Source organism: Rathayibacter sp. CAU 1779 (assembly GCF_054551755.1).
Map to the genome: position 1 here is coordinate 270,795 of NZ_JBTOLK010000001.1, position 14,005 is coordinate 284,799.

A 14,005-nucleotide genomic window follows, 5' to 3' on the forward strand; every position below is an offset into this window, starting at 1 on the left:
CCTCGAACTGGCGCCGCAACGCGGCTGTCAGCCCGACCGTAGAGCCCAAGTGAGAGGACCTCATATAGCACCCCGGTGCCATTTTTCACACTGCCTGGGCGCCTCTGGTCGCTCAGCGAAAGCTCGAGGTTCCCGATTTGAAGTCGACGGCCGACCGTGCTGTACACTCACCTCACTTTCCATCCACGAGAACCCTGGTTGCAGTGTGGCAATAGCAGCTCCCCGCCCGCATGGCGCAACGACGCGACGCGACATAGTTGAAGCAATCGTTGGCAGCTACCTGGTCGCCCTCCACGAGTCAGCGCGGCCAGTCGTGCAGACCCCGGCCGACGTTGCAGCACGACGCAAACACGCTCGCGAAGTCGTCATCGACGTGCTCACGGTTCTTGAAGGTCAGCAAAGTGTGCGAACCGAGGCGCACACCAGTCCGCGGCTCATCGGAGGAGACTTCCTCGCCTCCGGCCTAGACGCACGCGAGGCCATGCGGGCAGCGCACACGCTTTTCGGAATCGCCCTGACCGAGCTCAACAAGCACGGCAAATGGGCCCCTACCGAGATCGCCATGGCACTGAACGCCCACATCCTCGATGACGTCGGCGAGATCATCCTCGAGACCATATCCGAGGCAAGGACTTCAACGCAGGAAGTAGTCAACGCCGCACGCATAGCCGACCTTCTGAGCCATCGAGAAATCGAAGTGTTCGAATACATCACAAGACAGGCCTCCACGAAGGAAATCGCCCAACAGATGGGCATCGCCGAGCACACCGTCAAACACCACATCACAAACATCGGCCGCAAACTCCAAGCAAGCGGACGCCAGGGACTACTCGCACGCGCACGCGAGCTCGGCCTGCTTATTGCCACGCCGGTGGCTGTCGGTGGGGCGATAACAGCTATCAGCACGCTTACCTGAGCTTGTTCGGCATGAGCGTCAGGTGCAGGATGTTCGCTGACCGGACGGCCTGTTCTGTTCCTGATGGTGCTCCGTCTACAGATTTGGTAAGAGGTTCGCCAGCACGAGCCTGTAGCCGATCCGCGTTTGATGGTGCGATCGTCGGCGACTGAGACTCGCGTGCTCTCACCAATCAGAGCTGCCACTCGGGTCAGGTCGGCGTCGGTGATCCCGGCGCAATCGTCCGCAGCCGCCCAACGCTGGGCCAGCGCCGAATGCCCCCCCCGTCGAGTACGGCGGCGGGAGTTGCCATCCGCGCGCGATCAACGCAACCGAGACGTCTCGACGTGGCCGTGCCTCGCAGCCCCGCTTAACAAGGTTGGACTCTCTAGTCTGTGAGCCCGGCAATTGACACAGCCCTATATACCTTTTGACTGCAAGCGCGAGCGCAGGATCGACTCGACAGTCTGCCTGAGCGCGATGATCGCTGTATCGTCAGCGAGGCACTCCCGGAATACGGCCGGGCCCCTGCAGCGGCATCGACAATTCTGGCCACAATCGCGGCAGCTCAGCGGACCACGGCACCTGCTGCGCCCAAGCTGTTCTCGGCGACCCCATCGTGGGACTTGAACCACGAACAACTGAAGGCTCTGGGCAGAATCCGCCTGCGACGAAAAATCGCGGAAAACCCGCGTGATTCCGTCTTGCCGGCCTTGGTCTTGCGTGTCTCGATGCTCAACCGTGCACTCCGGCGAGGCGCTCGACATCGACGCGGCGATAGATGCGTTTGTGTTCGGCGATTTTGATGGGATCGATCGGTGCTCGACCATCGAGGGCAAGGCCCCGCACCTGAGGGACACTTGGCCGAAGAACGAGAGCCGCAACGCGACCCACGCCGGACGAAACGACTCAGGAATAGGCCTCTGATCAGCCGTTTTGGCGGAGACGGAGGGATTTGAACCCTCGGACCCCGTGAGGGGGCTCTACCTTAGCAGGGCCCCGATTTGCGCGTCACGCCCGTCATTCCGGGTTCCTTGCACCCCAAGTGTCTCGAAACACAGCATCCTCCGAACGAGGGGGGGCACTCTGGGTACACACGGGGACCCGCTCAACCTGCGATCTGGGCCGCCTGATCGGGGTCTTTGGGCAGCGGTTCGATGTTGACGTCGTCGGCTCGAAGCCGGTTGATCGGCTTGCGATTCTTGCTGCTGTTCGCCCGCCTGGCCATCTGGCTTCCACCGTCGATGATCGTCACGATCGGGGCGGGTGACGGCATCTTCATGGTCCTGAATGAGGCGTGATCGGGGTGGGCAGCGACCCAGTCGATCGCGCCGTCAATGACCATCGCATTGTGCTCCTTGGCCGCGGCACCAGCTGCTGACCCGGCAAGGCTTTGTGGGGGTCCTTCCCAGCCATCGTGTTCGAGCCCGTATACGAGAACGGTCGTGGGTGACACTGCGAGGGCGATCTCATTCGCCTCAGCAAGACCGCCGCGCGGGGACTGAAACTGGACGACATCACGGGGATCAATGCCGGGACCGGAGACATTGGCGTACCCATTCGGGTTGACCATTGGGCGCGGCCCTTCGTGCAAAAGCACCACCGGCTCATCGCCCGTGATGAACAGTGGCTGGTCGATCGTGACGATCGTCAGCGGTCGCGTCGCGAGTTCCTCGAACGCGTGCTCCGACAGAGGCGCCATTATCCGGAGGTGGTCGTTCGAGTGCGGCACGATGTCGAGCTCGTCGACGTCGGTCACGCTGAGCTTGTCCTGGTTGACTAACTTCATGCCGTAGTCGGTCATGATCTCGAGCCCCCGACGCACACGCATCCCACGCACGTATTGCATGGAGACGAGGGTGTCGATCTTGAACCTTTCGGAATCGGAGAGCGGCCGAGGACGCGTGAAGGCCGTCGCATCGAGGTGGGTGTGCAGGACCTCTGCTGCTGCTCCTTCAATCTCGCTGAGGAGCGTTTCGAAGGACGCGTCGAGCACGCGGGCGTCGGTGACTGCTGTGTAGAAGTCACGAACCGCCATATCGCCGATGCCTCGAATCGAGTCAGTCCCAGTCACGCGATCGCGGACGCGAAGGCGACCCTGCGGACTAGCGAATCGCGCGAGCAAGAACCGCGGGACGATGTGATGCCGGGCGCCGACAGCGGCGGAATGATCGACGGCGTCCGACCACTCGCGCGCAGCACGGTCAGCGGCCTCTGGCGAGGTTGGCGGACCGAACAGACTTCGCATGGGCACATTCTCGCCGTCGGCGTGGACATCTCACGGTCGCGACTCCCACAGGTCGCAGTTTGCCGAGTTAATTGAGTGTCGAATGGCGTCGAACGCGCCTCCTCTCGCGTGCCCCGGCAAGGGAGACACGAAGTCCCCCTTCGGCGGAGCGGAGACCTGCGATGTGATCCGCGTCAGGCGTCCCCGCCCTCGGGGTCTGTCGCGTTAGATTCCTTGCCCGTGGCCTCGGTGCAAGTCTCGAAAGGAGCGACTGTTGCCAGGCGTTCACCCTCCGGTGGTCCCAGGATGATGAGGTTCAGGGCGAGCTCGGGGACCTTCCTCGCCGCGAACTCATGCTCCCAGGCGAGTAGTACCTCGTTGCCCGGTAGCTCGAGAACTGCACGATCGGCGTAGTCGCGCGCCGAATCAAAATCGCCTTGCCCCGCTCTAGCCTCCGCGGCCAAGACTTGCAACGCTGCATCGAGCGAGGCCGGAACGCGAAGATGAAGCCTGGTTCCCCGTTCCGCGCGGCGGGCGTCCGCCGCGGCGACCAACTGCTCGGGAGTCCAATCCTTCAAGCGGTTGCTGAACAGCTCAACGACGAACTTGACGAACGGGAATCCGGCCAGGCTCTTTGACTGCTTCGCTAGCATCGCTTCGGCTCCCTTGCGTCGATGCTCCGCGTCCACCACGCCGTCCCAAAGCGCGTAGGTGCCGAGCATGTATGCCTTGGGTGCGCCGTCGGCCATGCCAGGCACCGTCCTCTCGATCTTGGCCAGGGTGTCGGGCATCTCGGTTAGCAAGTCGTGACCGGCGTGAAGTTCGATCACCTGCTCGATCAGTCCGGCGAAATAACGGTCGGCGGATTCCTTGTCCAGACCCGCCGGTTGGTGAATCCAGTACTGGGACGAAAGAAGCACCCTTGCGGTCCCCGGAACCTCGGCCCGCCAGTCGAACGGGACGATGCCCTTGGGCGACCGGGCGACGTAGTTCCTCACCACGTGCGTCGCGATTCGGCGCATGCCCTCGAGGGTCAGGATTTCGGGATCGGATTCAACGAGGGCCTGCACCGTTTCGGGGTGATTCGGCTGGATCCAGTACTTCTCCCGCAGCTCCGCCAGCCGGTGCACGTTCTGCGATCGGATCCGGTACGCCCATTTCAGAAGACGCTCTGCATCTCGCTCGCGGACTGGGGCGTTCGCGCCGCGAGCGCCATCTCGGTAGTAGGACGGGTCGAGGTGATCTAGCGTGAACTGCACGAACGAATGAGTCGCGCCCGCGTGCTCGGACGTTAGGGCCGCCTCCCTCACCTTTGTCGCGGTGGCCTCGTCCGCATCAGCGAGGGCCGAGTCGAACAGCTTTTGCTTTCGCGGGTCAAGTTGCGACCACGTCGGGGCCGGTGTCGAGGCCTCGTGCGACAACGACTCGAGCGCGGCGACGAGATCGGTGAACGACGTCGTCGAGTTCTCACCGGCCCGCTCGCACGCGCGCCTGACCCGCCGGATGGCCCGCATGGCGGCCTCAAAGGACGGGCGCTCGAGCGACAGCAGCGAGTCGAAGAAGCCTATGAAACTATCGAACTCCTCCTGGCCAATCGATACCGCCGGGTCGAACGTCTGGCGCAGCAGTCCGGCCGCCGTGTCTCCGCGCGGGCTGGCGCCATATCGCGGAACCAACTGCCTCACGAGGTCGATCGAGCGGCTGAACGTAACGTTCAGGCCGAACGAAAGGACGTCCGCTAGGTCGTCAATCAGTTCAAGGCCACCTGTGGCGCGGTGGATTGACGGGCTCCCGTCGTCCAGGACAGCCTCGAGGAATTCGTGCGCCTCGACGGTAACCGCGTTGAACCAAAATCTCAGCGAACTTGAGGGGAGCAGTCGGCCTATGGGAAGCGCGAGTTCCGATCCGGGAAGCAGGGCGTTCGAGTAGCAGACCTCGCGATGCGTCGATTCGTAGAGCTCGACCTCGGGCCGGAAGTACATCTTGGTGACGATCTGGAGCACGAGATCAGTATCGTCTCGCCCAAGAGGTGAAGCGGCTTGATGGCGATCCCGGCAAACGCTGGGCTGGCCTTATCGCGGGTGAGTCCATTTTCGACGCGGGCGCCATTGCGGGCGCGGATCAGTCCGTCAAGGCAGCGATGCGTTCCTCGCCCGCGACGACGAGAAGGTCAACGATTCGCTGCCAGTTCGGGCCTTGAGGCGTTCCACGCGCCGCAGAACGAGTCTCGGCAAGCCACTCGGGCAAGAGGTACGAGCGGCCTGCGATCGCCGTCGGGTCGGCACTCACGAGGTCCTCGATCCATGGCAGTCCGTCGCTGACCTGGCGATCCACGCTTGTTAGCCGCAGCAGGGCGATGAGCTGGTCGACGCTCTCTCGATGTCCGGCGGCAAATGGCACCCATCGGGCGATCTGAGGTGCGATCTTGTCGAAGTCGATCCAGACGATTGGCGTGCTATCCAGTTCCCGCAGTAGATAAGCGTTGTCGTATGCAATGTTCGGAATCAACGAGGCGATGCCGCGGGCGGCCAGCCATCCGTCCCCGACTGGAATGTGGCCGAGGTCCATGAGATTCATCGCGTGTTCCATGAGCTGTGGCCAGATGTCGATCGCAGTCGCTGCTGCGTCTTGGTTCTCCTCGGCGGCCGCAGCGATGGCGCCCATGAACTCATCGAGCAGGTCGTTGCGGTCGATGAATCCTTCCAGTCGCCGGAAGAGGGTGTCGGGCTTGCCATGAGCGGACAGGAGGAGCAGAGCGCGGGCGAAGGCAAGCATGTCCGTTTGGCTGTGCGGAGGTGCGAACTCTTCTTGTTGTCGCGTCGTGCTGTAGCTGGCGACAAGAGCGGTCAGTAGTTGAAACCCCTGATCACCTGCGGCGTCGCTGCGGATTGCGAGCTGCTGAAGGCCGCGGATTCCTGGGATCAGCCGTTGCTCAATCACGTTCTTGGGCGAAGCGTCGGCGAGCGCTTCGTCAATGGGACCCATGATGCGCCCTATCGTTCGGCTCTGGCTTTCGGCGTCCCAGGCACCAAGCATGGTGCCCCTCAGTGACTCTTCGATTAGTGAGTAGGCCAGGGTGTGCGATGTCTCGCCGCCGGGCAGATTGATGGGATCTGCGCGCCAGAGGTGGTCGAGCGAGCGGGACCAGACGAAGCGGCCGTCAAGGGAACCGTGGGTGGCAGCCCACCGGTTGGCGGCGATGATTTGTTCGATGGGTTCGCCTTGGTCGTGGCTGAGCATCTTCCGCAACGGACCTGCCTCTGGGAGCAGGAGGAGGGCGACGGCTCGGCTGGCGGGGATGTCCGGGGTGTGGCTGAAGTAGGTGAAGTCGTAGGCCTCCTGTTCGGGCTGGCCGGCGAACGCGGATGCGACCTCGAGCAGGAGTTCGGCCGCCCACAGCAAGTCGGCCTCGTCCACAGGGTCACCATGGATGAACCGCCGCTCAATGACGGAGCAGGCGAGGGCGGAACATGCTTCGGCGATGACTTGGCCGTCGAACTCTTCCGTCCCGACTAGGGCTCGGGCTGCGTTGACGTCGTTGTGCAGGTCGGTCAGGTCGACAGCAGGGGGGCCGGAGAGGGAGTGTCGCGCGTAGTCATATCGGTTTGCGATCCCGTAGGCGTCCGACATGCGTTGACCCTGGACTTGGGTCGGTTCGAGGATTCTCGCGACCGCGTCCGGGACACTGCCCTCGATCACCACTCCACCGTTGGTTTGGGTCATCCGCAAGGAGGATCGACGCAGCGACGACGCCCACCCGGCAACAGTTGCGAATTGACGTGTAGTCCATTCGTCAGGCTCCGCATCGGGTTCGAGGTCGAGTTGGGTTCTGGCCCTCGTCTCAAGGAGATCTGCGATGGCGTCGAGCTCCGCCACACGCTCCGAGTCCGCGTTCAGCGCCAGCATCATCGACACCTCCCTGAGCGACCACTTCCGACGTTCTGGCGCATCCACGTCCTCGGACTTCCCAAGGGTGAACCCGGTGGTTTCTTGAACGACTCGTCCGAATTCGAGACCCCACACCTGCGGCTCTGCGAGATACGAATCCAGAAGCGTGCCTGCAGACTCGAGGTGACGAACGAGCATCCCGACGACCAGCCCAGGCATAGCCAGGTTGTTGCAGTTCGCCATGAGCATTTCGACGAGGCGCGAAAGCGGTATGTCGACAGCAATGAATTGGTCGGCGACGAGTTCGAGCGCCTGAAGGGCGCTCATGCAGGGGTACGGTCCGACTCCTCCGCCGCGGTACCAGATCCACACGTTGGCGTCGCCGATGTACGACTGCGGCTCTCCCGTGATGGACAGTACTACCGAGTTGTCGGCAACGGGATCGCCCTCTTCTTGCCAGCGCCGGAACCCTTTGACTCGGCAGAGCGCGGCATGGTTGAGCAGCCTGGCGATGAATGCGATTCCTCCGCGGAAGTCCGTCTGGAGCATCGCGAGGAATGGGCCGTGGTACGCGGAGCTGAATGGCATTGTGCCGCGGGAGTGCCCGTGGCATCGGACGCCTTCCTCTCGGCCACCCCAGCCAAAGTCATCGTCCTCAGGATGGACGTCTTCGATGTAGTAAGCCTCCGCCAATTCGACGAGCAGTGCGGGGTTGTACGCCGCGAGCGAGCGTCCCCCCAGCAGCCCATCGACTGCCGGCTCGAGATCTGCGGGCGCGGTTTCCGCGATGCGCCGAAGGAGGGCCTCCCCGGTTGGCCCAAGGTCCGGGCCTAATAGTCCCAGCTGTTCCACAACCGCGTCGTCGGTCAATTCGCGCGGAAGGTATTGCCGACTTGCTCTGCGGCGGTGGCGTTCGAATCCGATAGAACTCACGGCTGGGATCCGCCGAGTGCGCGCCTCGTCCTCAGCGATCTGTTCGGGTGTTCTGGCGGCCAGCGCATCGCGGGTAGCCTGTGCCGCCGCCTCGCCCTCTGCATCGGCGTTGACGACGCGCGCAACGATTCGATCGCGCAACGCGACCCTGACCACGTGGCCCGCAGGCACCTTCGAGATGATGAGCGCTCGAAGCCAATCGCGGATGAGTTCTTCTACCTTCTTGTTCAACTCACGTGGCCAGCCATCCTCCAAGAGAGCGGAGACGAGTGGCTCGGCGACGGCCGCGTCGACGAGGCCGCCTCGGAGGTGTCGTTGTTGAACCACGCGCAAGAGGCGGGCGAGGCCGGCGCCGTTGGTGGCGACGAGTGATGGCCAGGCGGAAGAAAGTAGCTCCCGCGATCCCTCCAGCGGGAGGGCCGCTTCTGCGGGCAGATCCGCCCAGCGTTCGCCGAAGCCAGCCACCGGCAGTTTGTCGAACTGGGTCTGTAGTCGTTCGAAGCGTCCCGCCTGCGGATTCAGTGGCGAGTCCGCTGCTGCAAGGAGGTACTGCGCCGCAAGTCGGGCCGCGGGCAGTGCCCATCGTGGCGCGGAGGCGGCGATCAGTTCAGAAACCGGATCTGCGCCTGACAGCAGAACCTGGCTCACCGCGTACAGCCGTACCTGTTCGTGGAAGAACTCGGGAGCGCGCTGCCACGGTGATGTCGAGGCCGGCCCGAGCAGACTGTCCCGTCGCAGCGCGTCCACGACATCGAGCTCTAGACGCTCGAGAAGCTGGTCGTCGTTCAGTCGCCCCAGCGCGTGCTCAGCAAGGAGCTTCAGCGCTCGGTCTCGGGCATCTGGGGCGCCGTGGTCGTTTCGCTCGTCGCGTCGCACGAGGACTTTCCACACTTGCGCCATTGCGTCGGTCTCGCTGCTGGCGCCACTGCTCACTTGCGCGCGAGCAAGTAGGTCAGCGACCACGGGACGGCGCAGAAGGTCTCTTGATCGCTCGGATGTGAGCAACCCGCGAAGGCTGGTGGCGCTGGAGACAACTGTCTCGAGTTCGCCGTCGTCGAGGGGATCCACTTTGTATTCGACGCTTGCAGCGGTGTGCCCGAGTTCGGCCTTGACCGCTGCCAGTGAGCCGCTGGTGGCGACAATGACCAACTTCACCTCGGTGGCGCGCGCCGCCTGCACGACCCAGGCGAAAGAGGTCGACGCTGCTTCTGCGAGGTAGTCGGCCGCGTCGATGACCATAGCGCGAGTCGGCGCGTTCATCACTCGCAGCAGGTCGGCGAGCGGAGCGCCGAGCGAGGAGTCAAGGAGGCTTCCGGAGTCGGGAAGTTGCCGCAAGCTTAGGTAGACAGCGTCGAACGCGTCGGGGCTTTCTGCTTTCTCGGCGTCGATTGCGTTCAGCACAAGCGCGCTCTTGCCGGCTCCCGACTCGCCGTGCACCAGGATGGTCTCTTCGGTGCGAAGGAGCGCTCTGAGCGCATCTCGAGCTTCGAACCGGTCAAGGTGCACGCCGCCGAAATCGGGTGTTTGTCCGATGGTCGATCGGATCAAGCTGCGGGCGAGCTGCTCTTGGGCTACGAGCGCTGCCCAACCGGGGTGGAATCGAGTGAGATCGGTGCTGACCAAGGGGCGGACGTCGCGAAGCAAGGTCATCTGGTCGACGGTTGCTGCCTGGGGAGCGTAGGTGCCGGCCAGGACCTCCAATCGATCTCGGAGCACACGAGCCCCGTCGAGGTTGGCGCCCCGTGCCGGATGCTGCAGCGCGTTGACCAGTTGCTCCCAGTCGGTCAGGTCGGGTGCCTCGTAACGAGGCTGGAGGACGGTCAGCCGGCGCAACACCCTCCACGCCGTCAACCGGGAGTCGACCTCGGTGTGCGGCAAGCCCAGCGAGGTCAGCGCTGCAGTGACCAACACGAGGAAGTGACTCAGCCGGGTGCGAATGGCCCGCTCGAACCTTCCTGGTTCTGCGACCAGCGGATAGAAGGCATCCTCTGTGGAGGATCGCGCGAGGGCGGCAAGCGTTGCAAGTTGACCTGCCGGGGCTTGTGGTCCGGCAACGACCAAAAAGTACTCCTGGTCAGAGCCAACTTTCTCGGCTTCAATCAGGGAACGGATGTAGTCAGTGAGAAGCTTCTGGGTGTCCCGATCGCTAGGCGTGAAGAGCGGGTGCCTGCGGATGCCTACCGCGACGGTGAAGGACGGTGACGCATCATCGTTGCCTTGCGCGTGGATGACGAGGTCATCGACGGCTTCGGTTGGAGCTTGTTGGAAAGCGACCTGGACGACTCGACGCCCGTCCAAGCCTGGAGCCGAGTCGCTCTTCAACAGTGCGGCTAGGTATGAAGCGGCAACCCGCCGCTCGAACGTGACTCCGCCGCCGCCGGTCGAATATGGACTGCTGACCGCGGCAGGTCCACCTGGCTCTGGGGAGCCCCCGACCTCTATCGCCTTCCTGGCGCGCTCCACAGCATCTCCTTCCGGGCGATGCAGGCTGGCAGGTTGCCGATGACCATGCGTGACGCGATTGAATCAATGCTACGAGCGGCAACCGATGCCGTCCCGAAGCATCCGCTCCTCGCCCGCATGGCACACGGGGCTGAGCCGAGCGATCAATGGGACCACCTGGCGGTTCCCGGATCAATCTCGATACGCAGTGACGCACACAGCTCAACGCACACAGTCAACGGCGTGCTCCACCTTGGTGCACCACTCTTCCATGGTGGAGAACCCGTGGGGACACTCAGGGGACACTTGGCGGAAGCCGCATTCCGGATTTACCTCGGCGACCGAGCGAGAGTCGGGCACGAGACAAGCCCTGACCAGGACTTTTCAGAGCGGAGACGGAGGGATTTGAACCCTCGGTCCCCTTGCGGGGACTCCACCTTAGCAGGGTGGTGCACTCGACCGGACTATGCGACGTCTCCATGTGCGCACCGCCAGGCGGACACACGCAGACCATCATAACGGACCCGCGGCACCCCTTCGAACCACAGGCAACCGGCGGCGCCCGCCGGCTCGATCACACCCACCGTTCGCGCTCCTTTGTCTCGATCACGCCCACACTCGACACTCGCTTTTCTCGATCACATCCGCCGTCGGGTCAGGTGTCGCCCAGAGGTCCGGATGTACCCGAAGGCAGATGGCCCGATCGACGGCTTTCGAACCGGCGACCTTCCGGAGCGGCCGACCTTCCGGACTCTTCCGCGACGGCCTCAAGGAAGGGAACATCGGGGGGAACATCGGGCTTGACCCCCGTTCGAGGGGCGTGCATGGTGGATCAATGTCCCCTGATTTCGAACCCGTGTGGCGCTCGCTCGACGAGCGCGTGGCATCCGGATGGGCTCCCGGCATCGTCGCCGGTGTCGCCGACCCCGCCCCGATCCGCGTCGACACCCCGTTTCGCATCGCCTCGCTGACGAAGATCGTCGCCGGCGTGCTGGCAGCCCACCTCATCAGCGACGGCCTGATCGATCTCGACGACGAGATCACCGAATGGATGCCAGAGCTCGCCGACCGACGCGTGCTCCGCTCACCGCACGCCGCCCTCGACGACACCGTGCCGGCCGATCGCGAGATCACCGTTCGCGATCTCCTCACCTTCACCAGCGGGCTCGGCGTGCAGTTCGAACGGACACCGCTCGCGGCGGAGCTGAATCCGTTCGGCATCGGCCCTCTGCCACCGCAGTGCACCGTGGAGGAGTATCTCCGGCGCATCGCCGCGCTTCCGCTCGCGCACCAGCCCGGAGAGCGCTGGATCTACCACACGAGCGCCGACCTTCTCGGCATCCTGCTCTCCCGCGTCGCCGAGCAGTCGCTCGACGACCTGCTGCTCGGCACGATCACCGGCCCGCTCGGCCTGACGCACACGGCGTTCTCCACGCACGAGCGGATGCCGACCCAATATCGTCCTGCAGGCGAGGGCCTCGAGCTCGCGGAGGACTACGACCGCGCGTTCTCGCAGCCGCCCTTCTTCGAGAGCCTGGCCGGAGGCCTGGTGTCCACGGTGCCGGACTTCGTGCGCATCCTTGCTGCCTTCGCGGACGGCGAACTGGTGCCGCCCGAGATCGTCGAGCGGGCCACGACGACGCAGTTGGATGCCGTTGCTCGCGACGGCCTGCGCGAGCTCGCCGGTCCCGGGGTCGGATGGGGCTGGGGCGTGTCGGTCGAGACGGGGACGCCGCATCCGTGGTCCGCGCCCGGACGGTGGGGCTGGACGGGCGGATCCGGTACCAGCGCCTACGTGGATCCGTCGCGCGACCTCATCGGCGTGGTCTTCTCGCAGCGGTTCATGGCCGGGCCGCAGGAGTCGTTCGGGTACTTCTGGGAGCCGCTGGCGGCATCCGTCGATCGCGGTTGACGTCCCATGACAACAGCGCCATTTGCGCACTGCAGCGCCGCCTAAGGCAGCGCAATAGTGCGCAAATGGCGCTGTTGCCGTTGTCGGATGGGCGCCGCGCTCAGACCGAGACCGGTTCGGCCGCAGCGGCCCTCGGGTCGGTGCCCGCCGCTGCTGCTGACACGACCGCGGCGCGACGGGACGGATCGTAACTGCCGCCCTTCTCCTGCAGGATCACGTTCATGCGGTTGAACGCGTTGATCAGCGCGATCCGGGCGACGATCGCGGCGAGCTGCTCCTCGTCGAAGTGGGCGGCCGCGGCATCCCACACGGCATCGTCGATGCCTGCGCTGTCGGCGAGGCGTGTCGCCTGCTCGGTCAGGGCGAGCACAGCACGCTCGGCATCCGTGAAGACGGTCGTCTCCCGCCAGGCCGCGATGAGGCTGAGGCGCAGCGGCGTCTCCCCCGCTGCGAGTGCGTCTTTGACGTGCATGTCGAGGCAGGCACCGCATCCGTTGATCTGACTCGATCTGACGTTGATGAGCTGGTCGAGTGAAGCCGGCAGCGTCGACTCCTCGATGACTCTATCCGCCGAGACGACGTACTTCACGAACTTCGGCATGACTGCGGTGGCGAAAGCATTGATTCGGGCCACGATGTTCTCCTCTTCTCTCGTGGAATCACCTACTCAGCTGTGACGGATGCACCGGTGAAGAGGTAACGCAGGTGGACAAGAACGGGAACACGGGTTGAGCTTGTCGAAACCCCGACGTGGCTGGTTCGACGGGCTCAACCAGCGGTAGCGGTCAGGCGGACTGCGCCGGCAGGTCCATCTCTGCGAGGCGCGCCGGATCGGTGATCGACTCGATCACGGCCAGACGTCCGTCCACGACGGTGCAGCGCATGACGAGGAACGGAGATCCGTCCTTGCGCCAGGCGACGGCACCCGGCCGACCGTCCACGAGCACGCGGCGGGCGGTGACCGACGCATTCTTGCCACGCACGCCGTGGCGAACGAGCTCCTCGGATCCGTGCCGCTCGATGACGCCGCGCGGGGTGTTGATGCGCCAGGTGAGTTCCGGATCCAGCACCCGCATCAGTCCGTCGAAGTCGCCGTCGCGGGCCGCCGCGAGGAAGGCGTCCACCACTTCGCGCTGACGACGGAGGTCGGTGGGACGCTCCACACCCCGCACCTTGTGACGGGCGCGGCTCGCGAGCATCTTGGTGGCATCCGGTGACCTGCCGATGATGTCGCCGATCTCGGCGAACGGCACGGCGAACGTGTCGTGCAGCACGAAAGCGAGTCGTTCGTCGGGCGTGAGCGTGTCGAGCACGATCTGCAGGGCGGCGCCGACGGAATCCGCGAGCACGGCATTGCGCTCCGGTGCGTTGTCGTCGTCTTCGGTGACGATCCAGTCGAGACGGTCGTCGAGGGGCGTCTCCGGCTTTGCGCTACGCGTGCGCAGCGTGTCGATGCAGATGCGGCTGACGACGGTGGTCAGCCATCCGCCCAGATTGTCGATGGATGCCTCGTCCTGCCGGGCGAACCGCAGCCAGGCCTCCTGCACCGCGTCTTCCGCATCCGCTCGGGAGCCCAACATGCGAGAGGCCACAGCGGTCAGACGGCCACGCTGGCCCTCGAACAGCTCGGCCATCGCCCGGTCATCTTTGGAAGCACGCACCATGCCACTCTCCTCGCCTCGGCTCCGTCATGAACCATGACGGAGCC

At 64.4% G+C, this 14,005-nt stretch carries 7 protein-coding genes and 1 tRNA gene; 2 read left to right on the plus strand and 6 right to left on the minus strand.

What is annotated here, in order from left to right; genetic code table 11:
* Positions 1–313 precede the first annotated feature (313 nt).
* A complete protein-coding gene (locus tag ACX9R5_RS01200) occupies positions 314–916 on the plus strand; it encodes a helix-turn-helix transcriptional regulator (RefSeq protein WP_459407185.1) in 603 nt (200 codons plus the stop codon).
* Between the two features lie 1,087 nt (positions 917–2,003).
* Here ACX9R5_RS01200 and ACX9R5_RS01205 read toward each other — a convergent pair.
* From ACX9R5_RS01205 to ACX9R5_RS01220, 4 genes are all read right to left on the minus strand, one after another.
* Positions 2,004–3,143, minus strand: coding sequence for a DUF4238 domain-containing protein (locus ACX9R5_RS01205; RefSeq protein WP_459407186.1), 1,140 nt, complete (start codon positions 3,141–3,143; stop codon positions 2,004–2,006).
* 173 nt (positions 3,144–3,316) lie between these two features.
* On the minus strand, positions 3,317–5,125 hold the full coding sequence (locus tag ACX9R5_RS01210; RefSeq protein WP_459407187.1) for a hypothetical protein: 1,809 nt from the start codon (positions 5,123–5,125) through the stop codon (positions 3,317–3,319).
* 118 nt (positions 5,126–5,243) lie between these two features.
* On the minus strand, positions 5,244–10,241 hold the full coding sequence (locus ACX9R5_RS01215; protein ID WP_459407188.1) for a hypothetical protein: 4,998 nt from the start codon (positions 10,239–10,241) through the stop codon (positions 5,244–5,246).
* 534 nt (positions 10,242–10,775) lie between these two features.
* Positions 10,776–10,864, minus strand: a tRNA-Ser gene (locus tag ACX9R5_RS01220).
* 356 nt (positions 10,865–11,220) lie between these two features.
* Here ACX9R5_RS01220 and ACX9R5_RS01225 point away from each other — a divergent pair.
* Entirely contained in the window at positions 11,221–12,297 is a 1,077-nt protein-coding gene (locus tag ACX9R5_RS01225) for a serine hydrolase domain-containing protein (protein WP_459407189.1), read from the plus strand.
* Between the two features lie 100 nt (positions 12,298–12,397).
* Here ACX9R5_RS01225 and ACX9R5_RS01230 read toward each other — a convergent pair whose 3' ends face one another.
* Together ACX9R5_RS01230 and ACX9R5_RS01235 are read right to left on the minus strand one after the other, a co-directional pair.
* Entirely contained in the window at positions 12,398–12,931 is a 534-nt protein-coding gene (locus ACX9R5_RS01230; protein ID WP_459407190.1) for a carboxymuconolactone decarboxylase family protein, read from the minus strand.
* Between the two features lie 151 nt (positions 12,932–13,082).
* A complete protein-coding gene (locus ACX9R5_RS01235) occupies positions 13,083–13,961 on the minus strand; it encodes a sigma-70 family RNA polymerase sigma factor (protein WP_459407191.1) in 879 nt (292 codons plus the stop codon).
* Positions 13,962–14,005 lie beyond the last annotated feature (44 nt).